This is a genomic window from Hoeflea sp. (assembly GCF_039975035.1).
Classification (GTDB): Bacteria; Pseudomonadota; Alphaproteobacteria; order Rhizobiales; family Rhizobiaceae; genus Hoeflea.
In genome coordinates this window covers 53266-68966 of the sequence record NZ_JBDWHW010000259.1, presented here as the reverse complement: position 1 = coordinate 68966, position 15701 = coordinate 53266, and the positions used below count along the sequence as shown (strand labels likewise).

14 protein-coding genes are annotated in these 15701 nt (G+C 61.3%); 5 read left to right on the top strand and 9 right to left on the bottom strand.

Translation table 11 applies throughout. The features are described 5' to 3' along the window. The 4 genes from dnaG to ABJN75_RS23410 form a co-directional block, all read right to left on the bottom strand. On the bottom strand, nt 1–1309 hold a 1309-nt coding region (gene dnaG, locus ABJN75_RS23425), incomplete at its 3' end, for a DNA primase (RefSeq protein WP_348442092.1). Between the two features lie 182 nt (nt 1310–1491). Beyond that, nucleotides 1492–2232: a LuxR family transcriptional regulator gene (locus tag ABJN75_RS23420; RefSeq protein ID WP_348442091.1), complete on the bottom strand. Its 741-nt coding sequence runs from the start codon at nt 2230–2232 to the stop codon at nt 1492–1494. Between the two features lie 3 nt (nt 2233–2235). Continuing rightward, a complete protein-coding gene (locus ABJN75_RS23415; RefSeq protein WP_348442090.1) occupies nt 2236–2625 on the bottom strand; it encodes a hypothetical protein in 390 nt (129 codons plus the stop codon). A gap of 182 nt (nt 2626–2807) precedes the next feature. Then, entirely contained in the window at nt 2808–3257 is a 450-nt protein-coding gene (locus ABJN75_RS23410) for a GatB/YqeY domain-containing protein (RefSeq protein WP_348442094.1), read from the bottom strand. Nucleotides 3258–3564: 307 nt separating this feature from the next. Between ABJN75_RS23410 and carA the strand changes: the two genes are divergently transcribed. Continuing rightward, complete coding sequence (gene carA, locus ABJN75_RS23405; protein WP_348442089.1) at nt 3565–4761, top strand: glutamine-hydrolyzing carbamoyl-phosphate synthase small subunit; 1197 nt, start codon at nt 3565–3567, stop codon at nt 4759–4761. 305 nt (nt 4762–5066) lie between these two features. Here the strand turns inward: carA and ABJN75_RS23400 are convergent, their stop codons facing one another. After that, complete coding sequence (locus tag ABJN75_RS23400) at nt 5067–5690, bottom strand: alcohol dehydrogenase catalytic domain-containing protein (RefSeq protein WP_348442088.1); 624 nt, start codon at nt 5688–5690, stop codon at nt 5067–5069. Between the two features lie 180 nt (nt 5691–5870). Here ABJN75_RS23400 and ABJN75_RS23395 point away from each other — a divergent pair, with 180 nt between their 5' ends. Beyond that, nucleotides 5871–6938, top strand: a complete 1068-nt coding sequence (locus ABJN75_RS23395) for an IS110 family transposase (RefSeq protein ID WP_348442087.1) — start codon at nt 5871–5873, stop codon at nt 6936–6938. 399 nt (nt 6939–7337) lie between these two features. Here ABJN75_RS23395 and ABJN75_RS23390 read toward each other — a convergent pair whose 3' ends face one another. Further along, nucleotides 7338–8726 carry an MATE family efflux transporter gene (locus ABJN75_RS23390; protein WP_348442086.1) on the bottom strand — a complete coding sequence of 463 codons (1389 nt, stop codon included), beginning with the start codon at nt 8724–8726 and terminating at the stop codon, nt 7338–7340. A gap of 312 nt (nt 8727–9038) precedes the next feature. Between ABJN75_RS23390 and ABJN75_RS23385 the strand changes: the two genes are divergently transcribed. Beyond that, the gene (locus ABJN75_RS23385; protein WP_348442085.1) at nt 9039–10400 is read left to right on the top strand and encodes a mechanosensitive ion channel domain-containing protein; all 1362 of its coding nucleotides are present in this window, start codon (nt 9039–9041) and stop codon (nt 10398–10400) included. Between the two features lie 42 nt (nt 10401–10442). Here ABJN75_RS23385 and ABJN75_RS23380 read toward each other — a convergent pair whose 3' ends face one another. Continuing rightward, nucleotides 10443–11357, bottom strand: a complete 915-nt coding sequence (locus ABJN75_RS23380; protein WP_348442084.1) for a neutral zinc metallopeptidase — start codon at nt 11355–11357, stop codon at nt 10443–10445. A 56-nt stretch (nt 11358–11413) separates the two neighbouring features. After that, the gene (locus tag ABJN75_RS23375; protein ID WP_348442083.1) at nt 11414–12370 is read right to left on the bottom strand and encodes a DUF2306 domain-containing protein; all 957 of its coding nucleotides are present in this window, start codon (nt 12368–12370) and stop codon (nt 11414–11416) included. A 135-nt stretch (nt 12371–12505) separates the two neighbouring features. Between ABJN75_RS23375 and ABJN75_RS23370 the strand changes: the two genes are divergently transcribed. Next, a complete protein-coding gene (locus ABJN75_RS23370) occupies nt 12506–13381 on the top strand; it encodes a LytTR family DNA-binding domain-containing protein (RefSeq protein ID WP_348442082.1) in 876 nt (291 codons plus the stop codon). Nucleotides 13382–13439: 58 nt separating this feature from the next. On the opposite strand, the gene ABJN75_RS23365 is transcribed toward ABJN75_RS23370, so the two are convergent. After that, a complete protein-coding gene (locus ABJN75_RS23365) occupies nt 13440–13952 on the bottom strand; it encodes a MarR family winged helix-turn-helix transcriptional regulator (RefSeq protein ID WP_348442081.1) in 513 nt (170 codons plus the stop codon). A 143-nt stretch (nt 13953–14095) separates the two neighbouring features. On the opposite strand from ABJN75_RS23365, the gene ABJN75_RS23360 reads away from it, so the two are divergent. Next, entirely contained in the window at nt 14096–15655 is a 1560-nt protein-coding gene (locus ABJN75_RS23360) for an MDR family MFS transporter (protein WP_348442080.1), read from the top strand. Nucleotides 15656–15701 lie beyond the last annotated feature (46 nt).

Sequence of the window (15701 nt, the reverse complement as noted above, 5' to 3'; positions counted from 1 at the left end):
CCCTGTTGCCGTACCCATAACCGCCGCCGCCGAAAAACGCCTGCATCCGCTCGCGCATGTCCTGCTGATAGTGGCGGCGCAGGCTCTCGTCGGCAATCAGCGAGGTCGCCTGCCTGAGTTTGGCCTCCAGTTCGGCGCGGCTTTCGGGCGTTTCGAACACGCCCGCGCCGGCCTCGCGCGACCAGACGACATCGGCGAGCGGACGCGCCGCCGAGATCACCTGGTCAAACGGCTCGCGCCCGTCCTGGCGCACCAGGTCGTCAGGGTCCTTGCCCGGCGGCAGCACCGCGATGCGGAGCGACCTGCCGGTGGCGATCAGGGGCAACGCCAGATCGACCGTCCGGTTGGCGGCGCGCTGGCCGGCCTCATCGCCGTCGAAACACAACACCGGCTGCGGCGTGATCCGCCAGATCAGCTTGAGCTGGTTCTCCGTCAGCGCCGTGCCCAGCGGCGCTATGACATTTTCGATACCCACCTGCGCCAGCGCGATCGCATCCATGTAGCCCTCGACCACGATCAGGGTTCCATTCTGACCGCAGGCGCGCCGGGCGCGGGCGAAATTGTAGAGCACATTGCCCTTGTGGAACAGTTCGGTCTCGTTGGAATTGAGATACTTGGCCGGCGCGGTCGGCGAAAGCGCCCTACCGCCAAAAGCAATGACGCGTTCGCGCGAGGACAGGATCGGGAACATGATCCGGTCGCGGAAACGGTCGTAGGACACCGGAATTTCGGGTCCATGCACGACCAGTCCGCAGGCCTCGATCTGGTCCTTGTCAACACCGAGCGACGCAAGATGCTCCTTGAGCGCGCTGCGGCTGTCGGGACTGTAGCCCAACCGGAACGCGGCGATGGTACGGCCCGACAAGCCGCGGTCGCGCAGATAGGCGCGCGCCCTGGCGCCTTGCGCGCCCTGCAGTTCGGCCTCGAAGAACGACGCCGCCATCTCCATGACATCCTCGAGGCTGGCGCGCTTGCGCTCGCGCTGGGCGGCTTCCGGATCCGGCGCAGGCAAAGCGATGCCGGCCATATCGGCCACGCGCTGCACGGCTTCGGGAAAACTCAGGCTTTCGAGTTCGGTGAGAAACCTGAAATGATCCCCCGACACCCCGCACCCGAAGCAATGATAGCGGCCCTTGCGGTCCTCGCAGTGAAAGCTCGGGGACTTTTCGCCATGGAACGGACAGCAGGCCCACCAGTCGCCGCGCGAGGTGTTGGTTTTCTTGCGATCCCAGGTCACATGACGGCCGATCACGTCCGAGATCGGAACCCGGTCGCGAATATCGTCGAGAAAAGACGGGGAAAACCGCAAAATCGGCGCGCCTCCGGCACAGCAAACAATCTGGTTGAAGATGGTCTCTATATAGGCATGACCGAGGGATCAGGCAAAGGCCCTGGCGTCACACTCCCCGTTATGCACACCGGCGAACCCGGACGGAAGCGCTTGCAACGCCGGTAAACCTTGCCCACAACCCGACCGGGCCGGGCACGACCCTATTTGAACAGGCCCAGACGCATCGCGTACACAACCGCCTGGGTCCGGTTGGAACATCCCAGTTTCTGGGTCGCGATCGTGGCGTAATGATTGACTGTGTGTTCCGAAAGTCCAGTGATGCCTGCAATCTCCGAACTGGTCTTGCCTTCCGCCGTCCATTGCAGGATTTCGGTTTCCCGGGCATTGAGCACGGACCTGGCCGCATGGTTGGCGACGCTGATTTTCGAGATCTGTTCGATCAGCATCGTCGCGAACATGGAAAGCGTCGACAATTCCTCAACTGACAGTGGCGGCCGATCTCCAATGAAGGACACCGCGTGACGCAGTCCCCTGTGGTCATGTACCGGGAAATACACCCCCATCGTCAGCTTGAAACGTGCAAACAACTCTTCGGCCTGATGCGTCTCTTCACCCGGTCGGCCGCGATTCAACTCATCCATCTTGAATACAATCGGTGTGATCTGCTTGCGCAACTGGTCAAGAACCGGGCTGTTCCTGGCAAGACCAAGACGATCATAGTCGGCAATCAGCTCGGGTGGCCAGCTTGAGATCGTGGCCAAATCGGAAATCGCGGCATCGCCGCCGGCTATGCTGACAGGAAGCGAGATCACGGAGAAATAGCTGAAACCATAGCCTATGCAGGTCTTGCGCAAGATCTGCATGGCATCGAAAATCGTTCGGATCTTCGCGATCGCCTCGAAAGGCTCGGTCTGAAAAGCTGGATTAGTGGCAAATATCATGACTCACCCATCTGCCAACACCACCGAGCGGACCATGTCCTGTAACTCGTGATGGTGTCCGCACAATTCACCACCGTCGAGGGACCGGTGACGGACGGCCGATGCTATCAGGCGGTAGCCGCCACCGCCGTTACACACCCGCATGACGCAACGATCGCCGTTTTTCCCTGTCGTCGGCGCTTCCATCAGTTGTGTAACCAGCACCGCGTCTTCGGACCAGAACATCCGTCCGGTTGCCATCTCAAGTCTCCAAACACCCAACGGGCAGACCGACCCCATAAAATCGACCATCTCGTCGCTGGACACGCCGACGAGATCCTGCCGCTGATCATGAACATGAGAGCGGCGATCGACCTGACTGACATGGCTCTGCGTCGCGACCGTCGGTTGCATATGGTGTCCTCTGTTTGGATTCCAGCAAAAGGGCACGAATCATCATCATCCTATAGACACCCGTTATAGGGGCATAACATCCCGACTGTCATCAGGGATTGATCAAGAATCATCTAATACACCCCTGTATACCGTACAAATTGTCAGGGGTGTTAGAAAAATGCTGCGATGCGGCGCAAATCTTACTGCAACAGGCCCTTGACCATGCCGCAAGCCTTGGAGAAGTCCATCTGGCCGGGATAGCGCTCCTTGAGCACGTTCATACACTTGCCCATGTCGCGCAGTCCCGACGCACCGGTTTCCGACACAACCGAGGCGCAGAGTTCGCGCACTTCGTCTTCCGGCAGTTGCTTGGGCAGGAACTGACGGATGATGGCAATTTCGTCGCGTTCCTGCTGAGCCAACTCAAGCCGCGCGTTTTCCTCGTAGATCCCAGCCGATTCCTCGCGCTGCTTGATCATCTTGGTCAGGATCTGAAGAATGTCGTCATCGCTCACCGGATCCTTGCCGGAGCCGCGATTGGCGATGTCACGATCCTTGATCGCAGCCTGAATAAGCCGCAGCGTGGATACCCGGCGCGGATCCTTGGCGCGAATGGCGTCCTTGAGCTTTTCGGCAAAACGTTCCCGCATCATCAAACTTTCTCCGGCAGTTCCTTCACAAACCCCAAGGGTCCGCACATGCAGAGCGACAGGATTTACCCCTGGGCCGCATCCTGTTCAAGCAAATAATTGGCGAATCCACGGCACGGGGCTGATTGACCACAGCGTGCGGCTTCTCTATTTACCAACCAATGTATGACCGGATCGAAGACGCACGAGGCGTGGGGACTGCTGTCCGCGCCTTGCTTCAGGCAGGTTAAATGGCGATGCCCCTGCAGAACGTCAAGGGGTGCTCGACAGCGATGAAGCGGCGTTCCCGACCGCCAACGGAGTGGACATGACCCCAAGCCCATGGACGAAGACAAAGCCCACCGCCGTTCTGGTGTTTGCTGACGGCACCGTCATTGAAGGTCACGGCATCGGCGCCACCGGTCAGGCGCAGGCCGAAGTCTGCTTCAACACCGCGCTGACCGGCTACCAGGAAATTCTCACCGACCCGTCCTATCTGGGGCAGATCGTCACCTTCACCTTTCCCCACATCGGCAATATCGGCGCCAATGACGAGGACATCGAGGATCTGACCCCGGCCGCCCACATCGGCGCGGTTGGCGCGATCTTCAAGGCCGACGTCACCGCGCCGTCGAGTTACCGCTCGACCGGTCACTTCAATCAATGGCTTAAGGCGCGCGGCATTATTGGGATCGCCGGCGTCGACACACGCGCCCTGACAGCCTGGATTCGCGAAAACGGCGCGCCCAATGCGGTCATCGCCCATGATCCGGACGGCAATTTCGACATCGCTGCGCTCAAGGCGCTGGCCGCGGACTGGAGCGGGCTGGAAGGCCTGGATCTCGCCAAGGCCGCGACATCGGGTCAATCGTCAAGCTGGACGCAAGGTCCCTGGGCCTGGGACGAGGGATTTTCCGAGAATGGCGAACTGGTCGCCCACATTGTCGCGGTTGATTATGGCGTCAAGCGCAACATCCTGAGGCTTTTCACCGGCCTGGGCTGCAAGGTGACGGTTGTGCCGGCGACCATGAGCGCGGAAGACATTCTCGCCATGTCGCCCGACGGGATTTTCCTGTCCAACGGTCCGGGAGACCCGGCAGCCACCGGTGAATACGCCGTGCCGGTCATCAAGAAGCTGATTGACAGCGCAATTCCGGTGTTCGGCATTTGCCTGGGTCACCAGATCCTGGCGCTGGCGCTGGGCGGCAAGACCGTGAAGATGCATCAGGGCCATCACGGCGCCAATCACCCGGTCAAGGACTACACCACCGGCAAGGTCGAGATCGTCTCGATGAACCATGGCTTCGCAGTCGATGCAAAGAGCTTTCCCGACGGTGTCGAGGAAACCCATGTCTCGCTGTTTGACGGCTCCAACTGCGGCCTGCGACTGGTCGGCAAACCGGTGTTCTCGGTGCAGCACCACCCCGAAGCCTCACCTGGTCCGCAGGACAGCCACTACCTGTTCCGCCGCTTCATGAACATGGTACGCGAGCACCAGGGCCTTGAGGCCGTTGCAGAACGCTGAACCAGCCGGTAGCCTGACGAAGGTGAGTTACGCGTGATCTGGGCAAAGCACCCGGCTGACCGGTTGCGACCGCTTCATGCACCGGGCTCCGCTTCCACATTCGGGCGGGAAGTGTGAATTCGCCGCGTCGGCGCATGACCGCTCCGAGCCCTAATTCATGGACGTCGCGATTGCCTGAATGGCCGGTCATGCTTCGATCCTTACCGCGGATATTGAGCGGCACAGTGTGTTGGTCTACAAAACACATCAAAACCCGTCACAATGACCAAACCTTCGGCAAGGAACACCCAGCATGATTGCCTACGTCACCGTTGGTGCTGATGACATGGCTCTCGCGCCAACTGGACAGCAGCCGAACCGACGCCTCCGGATGCACCCGTAACCAGCACCGTCTCATTCTCGCGTACATTGGCACGTGTCAGCATGTTTTCGGCTGTCGAATAGGAACAGGGAAAGGAAGCCAGCTCCATATCGGTCAGGTCGCAATCGATCGCATGAGCATGGCGTGCGGCAACCCGGACGTATTGCGCAAAGCCGCCATCGCACTCGGATCCAAAATACCAAGGCGTCTCCAGTGAAGCTCCGTCGGCTTCGCGGATGCACGGCTCGATCAGGATGCGTTCGCCGATCCGGGCAGGGTCGATTGCTGCGCCGACGGCGACGATCCTGCCGCAGACATCCGCGCCCTGGATACGTGGAAGTTTGAGTGGTGTGCCGGACCATGTTGCATCGTCGGCTTCCGCTTCGCCCTTCGAATACCAGGCGGTCCGCGTATTGATATCTGTATTGTTTACGCCGGCGGCAGCGACCCGAACCAGCACATCAGTTTTGCCCGGCACCGGAACAGCCAGATCATCACGCCACTCCAGCATTTCCGGCCCGCCGTGGCCATTGAGAACAACTCCGGACATTTGTTCAGGCAAAGTCATAGCGGTCTCCGTGAGGGGCAAAACGGACAGTCAACGATACAAGTGTGAGTGTCAATTATAGCTCGAAGCCGCCGATCGCTGAGTGCATTGCCAAGGTCCGCTAATGGGATGTGCCGGCTGCTCCCCTCACCGTTGGGTTATTCTTAACCGGAATCAACCGCGCAACAAGGAGAAGCAGCCATGTGTGCAAAGAAGACAGGAAGCATCGAAGACCTCGCCGTCGTCGGAATCGACATCGGGAAGGATACGTTCCACCTGGTCGGGTTCGACCGGTCCGGCCAGCTGGTCATGCGCAAGCAGATCAAGCGCTTGGCCCTGAATACCACTTTTGAGCAACTCCCGCGCTGCATCGTGGGAATGGAGGCTTGCCTCAGCGCCCATTTTGTCAGCCGAACGCTGCGGGGCATAGGATTCGAGCCGCGGATCATCCCGGCGATTTACGTGAAGCCGTTCAACAAGGGACAGAAGAACGATTACAACGACGCTGAGGCGATCGCAGAGGCAGCGTTGCGGCCCAACCTTCGGACCGTTTCTGAGAAGGACCAGGATCAGCTCGACCTTCAGGCCTTGCACCGGGTCCGGGCACGACTGGTCTCGCGGCGCACGGCCACCATCAACCAAATCCGGGCCTTTCTGATCGAACAGGGCATCACCGTCAGGACGGGGCTGCGGGCACTGAAGAATTCTTTCGAGACGATCCTCGAACAGCGACGGGATGAGATATCGCCTCGGATGCGCGGCATCCTGATTGGTCTTTATGGCGATTGGCTCTGGTTGGACAAACGGATCGAGGATGTTTCTGGCGAGATCGAAGAGATCAGCCGCACCGAAGAGAACTGCGCCAACATCATGACAATACCCGGCATCGGTCCAATGATTTCGACAGCGATGGTCGCGGCCGTCGGCAAAGGCGAGGCATTCGACCGGGGGCGTGATTTCGCGGCATGGGTCGGCTTGGTGCCCCGACAATTCAGCACCGGTGGCCGCACCATTCTCGGCCGGATTACCAAACGCGGCAGCCGCTATCTGAGGATGTTGTTCGTGCAGGCGGCGAAAGTGATTATGATGCGCCCACACCGATGGTCCGACTTCAGTTTCGGCTCGTGGCTGACGGAGGCGACAGCCCGTATGCCGCGCAACAAAGCGGTCATCGCGCTTGCCAACAAACTCGCTCGAACCGCCTGGAGCATTCTGCGCAATGGCACCCGGTTCGATGCCCCACAAGACGCGGCCATGGAAGCGATCTGACGCTTTCCACGGTCACCAAGGAGTTCGCGATAGAGAGGACAGCATGGAACGGAGAAGATACGCCCCCAGAGTCTGACGGCCCTTTAGGTCTTCAGAGACCTATCCGCTAATGAGACCAAGGTGCGTGCGTAACCCCATCAAGGCCACGGCCCGCAAGCCGATCAACAGGCCGGATACATATGAGCGATTTCCGAAATCGTGCCAATTTCTCGATTGCGAACAGCAGCCGGCACATACAAAAGGGCCGAGAATGCCAATTTTGCAAATTGCGAGAACGGCAGACAGATCGCATCGACACCGATCAACCCTAACGCAGCCAATAGCCGAAGCCATCCGGTTTGGCGGCATGTGACGACTTCAACAGCCCGACGAGCCCGGATCTGCCCGTACTTCGCCCACTCAGCCCTTGGCGATGTCGAGAAACAAATGCCGGTTGGCGAACCTGAGATTGAGCAGCACCGCGGCCACGCCGAGCCCGAGCGCCAATCCCCCCCAGATGCCGGGACCGCCAAGACCAAGACCGAAGCCAAGCCCGTAGGCCGCCGACAGACCGATCGGCCAGTAGCTTATGACGGCAATGAACATCGGAATGCGGGTATCCTTGATGCCGCGCAAAAGCCCCGCCCCGATGACCTGAATGGCGTCGACAACCTGAAAGCAGGCAGCCACGGCCAACAGCGGCACAGCCACCGCAAGCAGTTGGCTGGCGTCGTCGTTGGCTTCGTCGACAAACAGACTGACCAGTGCTTCCGGCGCCAGCCAGAACAGCGCGGCCGCGGCAAAAGAAATCGCAACCGCCAGCGCCATGACGACGTGCGATGCCCGCGCCAGCCCGGCCATGTTGCCGCGGCCATAGGCCTGACCGACACGCACGGTGGCGGCGTGGGACAGGCCGAGCGGTATCATGAAGCTGATCGAGGCAAGCTGGATGGCGATGCCGTGGGCTGCCAGTTGCACCGTGCCGAGCCACCCCATCATCACCGAGGCCGCCAGAAACAATCCAACCTCGGCCAGAATGGTCAGGCCGATTGGCAGACCGAGCCGGAACACTTCGAAAAACGCCGGCCATTCAGGCCGCCAGAAGCGCTGGAACAACCGGTACTCCCGATGCCGCGGATGCCACATCGCCCAGCCGGTCATGATCAGAAAAATGACAGTCGAGCTGAAAACCGAAGCCACTGCAGCGCCGCGCACGCCCATTTCCGGCCAGCCGAAATTGCCGAAGATCAAGCCGTAATTGAAGATGCCGTTGACCACGGTCCCGATGATGGCTGACCAAAGCACGATTGCTGCCCGCGAGCGCGCGGCAAAGAATGTGCGCAGCGCCATCATCATCAGCCCGGGGAACATGCCCCACTGCGCGATGCGGATGTAATCGCTGGCAAGCGCTGCCAGTTCGGGTTTCTGGCCCAGCGCGATCAAGGCCGGTTCGAGATACCACAGAAACGGCATGACCACGACGCCATAGAGCAGCAGGATCCACATCCCCATCCGCACCGAGCGCCGCACATGGGTGGGATCATTGCGGCCTTCCGCCTGGGCCGCCAGCGGCAGGATCGCATTGGCAAAGCCGGAGCCGAAAATGAAGACCACAAAAAACGCCTGCGAGGCAAGCACGGTTGCCGCCAGTTCAGCCGTTCCGTACCAGCCGAGCATGACCACATCGGTGGTGGCGATGGCGATCTGGGCAATCTGGGTGCCGACCAGCGGCAGGCCGAGCGCCAGCGTGGCGCGGGCATGCGCGGCCCAGCTTTGCTCGTCTCTCATCCCCGTTGCCTGCGTATCCATCAGATGCTCCCACCATCAAAAATCGCTTATGCGCCAGCACCCAAGGCTTGGCAAGCCGCCGGGACACTCGGAGAACCGGGCTGGTCATGAACGCTGACAGAGCACCATCGAACGGGTATGACAGCGCGTGATCGTATCACAGGGAGCAGGTTCCGGACGCATTTGGCGGCGGTCGAGAATACCGAATCAGCCGCAAAAATCTCCCGACGACGAGGACAACCATGCGTCCGTTCCTGCGGCGATCCAACTTTCGCCAGCTGATAAAGCCTGTTCGCCCTTCTCAAGCGGGCCATTCGATCTCATAGTGTGCCGATGGACAACATCGACATCCCGGGTTTTGCGCAATCCCTTGTCAGCGTCTGGGCAACAGCGGTCGCCTATTTCGCCCAGCCCTGGACTTTCTATCAGATCCTGATGATCGCTGCCTGTTACCTCGCAGGCCGGCTGGTGTCGCTCAAAGTCGAACCATGGCTTGAAGACCGGGCGCGGATCATCAAGGGCAGGCCCGGGCTGCTGCGTGTCATCATCGCGGTGATGCGGCGCGTCAATTGGGTGTTTTTCCTGATTTTCCTGGCCATCACCCGCGCCGTCGTGCTGGAGTTGACCTGGCCCTCGCGCACTTATCTGCTGGCACTCGCCCTGGCGCTCGGCTCTGCCTGGCTCGCCATCTCGGTTTCCAGCCGGATCATCCACAACAAGTCCCTCGCCCGCCTGATCTCGCTGGCAATCTTCGCCTATGTGGCGCTGGGAATCCTCGACTTGCGCCCGGAAGCAACGGCCTTCCTTGAACAGACGGCGATCCAGATCGGCGATTTGCGCATCTCGGCGCTGTTCGTGCTGCGCACGGTCATCGTCACCACCACCTTCCTGTGGATCGCCAATCTGCTCGGTACGTTCTTCGAAAGCCGCATCAATGTGGTCGATGACCTGTCGCCATCCTTCAAGGTCCTGGCCGGCAAGGTGGTCAAGATCGGCCTCATTGCCATCGCACTGATGATGACCCTGTCGTCAACCGGTATCGACCTGACCGCGCTGACTGTTTTTTCAGGCGCGGTCGGCGTCGGCATCGGCTTCGGACTGCAAAAGGTCGTCTCCAACTTCATCTCCGGCGTCATCATTCTCATGGACCGCTCGATCAAGCCCGGCGACACCATCGCGCTGGGCGAAACCTTCGGCTGGATCAGGGAGCTGCGCGCCCGCTTCGTCTCGGTGATCACCCGCGACGGACGCGAATATCTCATTCCGAACGAGGATTTCATCACCCAGCAGGTGGTCAACTGGTCGTTTTCCGACATGCTCGTGCGCCTTGATGTCGAGTTTGGCGTCTCCTACGACAGCGACCCGCACCAGGTTGCCAGACTTGCCATCGACGCGGCCGCTTCGGTCGCGCGCGTGCTGGGCACCCCGCTGCCGGTGTGCTGGATGACCGCGTTCGGTTCGTCATCGCTCGATTTCAAGCTGAGATTCTGGATCTCCGACCCGCAAGCCGGGCTGACCAATGTGCGCGGCCAGGTACTGCTGGCAATGTGGGATATCTTCAAAGAGAACGGCGTCAACATCCCCTTCCCGCACCGCGAGATCATCATGCGCACCCCGGTGGAAGTGGTCCAGGCTGCGCACCATCAGGCGGGGGACAAGCCAGAAGCAGATCCGGAAGCACCGGCCAAACCCTGAAATCCAGACTTCAATGCCAGCGCTATCCGTGCGTCAACCCGGTCAAACCGGATTATTGAACGTGTCGCAAGCTGCCAGGCGGCCTGAATCAAAGCCGCGGGCGAACCACTCCTTGCGCTGCACCGAGGTGCCGTGATTGAAGCTTTCGGGCACCACGTAGCCCTGCGTGCGCCGTTGCAGTGTGTCGTCGCCGATTTGCTGCGCCGCGTTGAGCGCCTCCTCCAGGTCGCCCTGCTCAAGAAGGCCCTTCTGCGCGGTGAAATGGCCCCAGATGCCGGCAAAACAGTCGGCCTGCAACTCGACCCGGATCGACATCTGGTTCTGCTCGGCCTGGCTCATCGACTGGCGCATCTGGTTGAACTTGGGCAATACGCCGATCAGGTTCTGGACATGGTGGCCGACCTCATGGGCCAGCACATAGGCCTGGGCGAAATCGCCCGACGCCTTGAAGCGCTGCGCCAGCTCGTCATAAAAGCTCAGATCTATATAGAGCTTCTGGTCGCCGGGGCAGTAGAACGGGCCGGAGGCGGCGCTGGCGTTGCCGCAAGCCGATTTTACAGCACCTGAAAACAGAACCAGCTTGGGCTCCGGATAATCCAGCCCCTCGGCCTTCATGATACCGTGCCAGACATCCTCGGTCTCAGCCAGCACGGTGGCGACGAACTGTGTCATCTCGTCCTTGCGGGTTTCGGAAATCTGGTTGCTCGAGGTTGAAGGCTGCCCGCTCACAATCGCGCCCGGGTCACTCCCAAGCATCTGCAGCGGATCGATGCCCATGAATTTCAGAACAAGATAGATCACGCCGACGATCAGGATGGTCTTGAAGCTCAGGCCCGAGCGCCGCATGCCGCCACTCGGCAGACGAATGCCGCTGCGCCCGAATGGATTGCCGCCGCGCGAAGCATTGCCGCGCCGGTCCTCGATATTGTCGCTCTGGCGACGGCCCTTCCAATCCATGGTGCAGCTCTCCTGGCTATCCTGAACGACGCTTTTACGCGTCGGTCACGACAGTTTCAACACTTTGCGTGACCGCTCAGCCGCCGGTGTGTCACTCGGAGGGGGTTTATCCCCGCCTGCGCCAGCGCCCGGCTGGCCATCAGCGCTGCCGAAAACGCCGGCAACCCCGCCAGAACCACCGCCGGGATCGCCATCTCCAGCATATCCGGCGCCGTCGCCTGAAGCGTTCCCGTGGCGAACCGGGCGGCAAAGATCAGCAGAATTGCGATCAGCGACACGAATTCGCCTTTCACCGCGATGCGGTTGCCCGGCAGGCGCCTGACCGCCGTCATGCGCATTGACCACCAGCCGGCAAGCGCGCCCGCCACCAGGCCGGCTGGCAGGGTAGCCATGGCGGTTCCGGTCATCGGCCCGCTCAAGCTGGTCAGCACCGAAATTCCAAGCACAATCACCGGAAGCAACATCAGCCGCCAGGCCAGCATCTCGCGGTCGCGCATGCGGCTGACCCCGAGCCCGATCAGCGCGGCAAGCAGCGGCCACACCCAGATTGGCGCGCCGACCGCTGCCTGCCCTGCCATCGAGCCCGTATCCTGAACCGGTCCGGCAAGGGCGACGTCATGGCCGAACACCACCTCATACATGATCCGGCCGGGCCAAAGCGTGAACAGTGCGGCAATGCCGATGGCACCGAAATAGAGCGATTTCACCACCCGCTGGAGGCGGATGAAGTTGCGCGTCCGCGCCGTGCGAATGACCTCGAACGCGCTCACCAGAACCACCAGCGACAGGATGTGGATCGGCGAGAAGCCATGAAACATATTGATCCCGTGGATCAGGAAGGTCGACAGCGCCGTGAGCACCATCAGGACGAGCCACACCCGCCCGAGCATGCGGTGGGCTGGTGTGCCCTTCTTCCTGGCCAGCATGACGCCGCCGAGCAGTGCCGCAGGCACCACGGTGAAAACGTGAAACTGGATGGCCGGGCTGGCGGTGAGAAGCGGTTCAAGTGTCATGGTGATCGTCCGTTGTTGTGGATCGCAGTGGGCCGTGGCCGGAAAAACCGACGATCCGATTGCCAAATCTGACCCCATCGGCCATGGTCGCTGTCGATCCTCAATATTGAATGCGTCTGTGACCCGGAGAACTTCGTGAGCGACACGTTGCTGCCATCCACGCTTCGTGAACTGCGCACGCTGTTATGCCGGCCGCGGCTGTGGCTGGTGTTTGCGCTGGTCGTCGGCCTGTTCGTGCAGACCGGACCGTTCGGCACCTATGAGCGGCTCGCCTTCCCCACGAGGCTCGGCTATTGGCTGGTGCTGCACACCGCGACCTGGGGCTGTGCACTTGTCTGCATCGCGTTTACCGATGCCGCGCTGAGCGCCCGTGTGCAGCCGCGCCTGACCCGCATGCTCATCGGCGCCGTCGTGTCGTCAATCCCGATCGGACTGGCGATCACCGTGATCAATTTCGCTCTGCTGATGCGGCCGCTCAATGCCGTCAGGATCGCCGAGAACGCGCTGATCGCGCTGCCGATCTCGGTCGGCTTCTCGCTGCTGACCTGGCTCAGCCTCAGCGGCGGCAACCAGTTGGCGCCGGCAGAACAGCCTGACGCGGCCGGCTCAGCCGCCCCCGTCACAGCAATTCCAGCCACAAATCCTGCCGTGCGGGATCCGGCCAGCGGCCCAGTGTCGCCCGACCGCCCGGCCCTGCTTGACAGATTGCCGGTGGACAAGCGCGGGCTCCTGATCCGGCTCGAGGTGCAGGACCATTATGTGCTGGTGGTGACTTCAAGGGGGACGGAACTGGTGTTGATGCGGCTTGGCGACGCGATCGGCGAAGCCGGCCCCGGCAGGCGGGTCCACCGCTCGCACTGGGTGGCCGAGCACCCCGAGAATTTTCTGGTTCGCGGCGTCGGCAAGAACGGCAGGCTGGCCATCCGTACAGCTGACGGCGCCGACATACCGGTAAGCCGCAGCTACGCAGCCCAGATCCAGCGCTGGATCGAACGGCGCAACAGCGGCTGACCCCGCCACCATCTGCCATGGCCGGGAGACCAGCGCGACGGTTGGGCAGGCGGGCTTCTCAGTTGTCGGGAATCCTGGCCGCGTTTTCGAACCCTTCGACGAAGCGCAGGAACAGCGTCGAGAACTGCTCGACATCCTGCGCCGGCCAATCCGCCACGATCGTCTCGATCAGCCTGCGCTTTACCTCGTGAGCGGCGTTGGCAAGCGAGTGACCATGCTCGGTGAGTTCGACCACCGTGCGGCGGGCATCCGTCTGGGAAGCACTCCTGACCAGCAGACCGCGTTCAACCAGCTCCGATACTAGCCGGCTGGCGCGTGAATGATCAACGCGCATGGCTTCCGCGACAGCGCCAACGGTCATCTCGCCTTCCTGACAGGCGCGCCTGAACGCCGAAATCACATCAAGATGGGAAAGGTCCAGCTCCGGCGCGCGCTCGCTCAGCGCCAGCCGTCCGATGATGCGCCGGCCGATCATCAGCCGCATGCGCGCCATCGCTTCGGAGATCCTGGCGATGTTGGAGGCCTCGCCCTGCGCGACTGCCGATGCCGTTCCGTCTGCTGCCTTGATCATGCGGATTCCAGATTTTGTCTCGTTGGCCGGAGGCAGAACTGCGAACCGGCAGATTGATATTTATGTGCACTTGACAAGAATGTGTCAAGTGCACATAAATACGTGACATTTGCACGCAAGTTTCTGCCTGGAACGGTATCTTCATGGACAACAGCCCAATCGCGGCCGTCACCGCTGCCGCCGTGCCACCGGCCATAGCGCCCGGCCCTCCACACACACCGCTTGTTGCCGATAACCGGCGACGCATCATCGTGTTCCTGATCCTGCTGACGGGCATGTTCATGGCGACGCTCGACAGCCAGATAGTCGCCACCGCGCTTCCGACCATCGTCGGCGAGTTCGGGCAGCTGGAACGGTTCGGCTGGGTTGGGTCGGCCTATCTGCTGGCCTCGAGCGCGGTGATGCCGGTGTATGGCAAGCTGGGCGATCTTTTCGGACGCAAATACGTGATGATGGCGGCGATCTTCATTTTCACTCTCGGTTCGCTGGTCTGCGGTCTGGCTGTTTCGATGAATACGCTGATTGCCGCCCGCGTGCTGCAGGCGCTTGGCGGCGGCGGCATCATGGTGTCGATCTTTTCCATCAACGCCGATCTCTTCGAACCGCGCGAACGCGCCCGCTACCAGAGTTATGCAAGCCTGGTGCTGATGCTTTCGGGTGCGATCGGACCGGTTCTTGGCGGCGCCATGAGCGACTTGTTCGGCTGGCGTTCGATCTTCCTCGTCAATCTGCCGATCGGCATAGCCGTGCTGACCGGCCTCGCCTTCCTGCTGCCCTACAAGCGGCCGGCGCGCAAACCGAAGATCGATTATGCGGGTGCGGCGCTGCTCGCCGGCGCGATTGGCAGCATCGTGCTCTGGGCCGACAGCTCCGAACTCTTCGGCGGCCTGCTGACGATGAAAAGCCTCGCTATCATCGCCGTTGGACTTGCCTGCCTTGCCGGCTGGCTATGGGTCGAAAAACGGGTTCCCGAGCCCGTCGTGCCGCTCACCCTGTTTTCCGACCCCACTGTCAGCCTGCTGTTGTTCATATCGCTCATCAGCGGCGCCATCGGCATCGGTCTGGTCAATTACTATGCCCTCTACCTGCAATCCGGACTCGGCATGAGTCCGACCATAGCCGGCCTGTTTTTCATTCCGCTGACCGGCGGCATTGCCGTGGGCTCGCTCAGCTCCGGGCGCATCATGTCGATGACCGGCCGCTACAAGGTGTTCTCTGTCGCCTCCACGACAATCGGCATCGTGACGCTGGCCAGCTATCAATTCATCGGATCGGCCACGCCGCTGGCCATGGTCGCGGTCCTGATGCTGGTCCAGGGCATCGGCATCGGGATGAATCAGCAGGTACCGGTCCTCGGCGTGCAGAATGCCGCCCGGCGCTCCGATACGGGTGCTGCGACGGGCGTGGTCACGTTGACCCGAATGGGTGGCGCCTCGATCGGCATTTCGATCTATGGCGCCATCCTTGCCGCCGGTGTCGCCCGCTCGACCATCACGGTACCGGGCATATCCGACATCGAAAAACTGGCCCCCGCAGCCGTCGCCGCCCTGCCGGAGGAAACGCGGCAACTGATTGCACAGGTCTATCAGCAAGCCTGCGAGCCGCTGTTCATGACCGCAGCCCTCATCAGTTTCCTGGGCCTGATTGCCGCATTGTGCCTGAAGAACGTCCAGTTGCCGGTCAAACATGGCGGCGGTGAATGAGGCCTGGTGCCGAACCTTGCCTTTCACCAATGCTCCCGGTTTGATC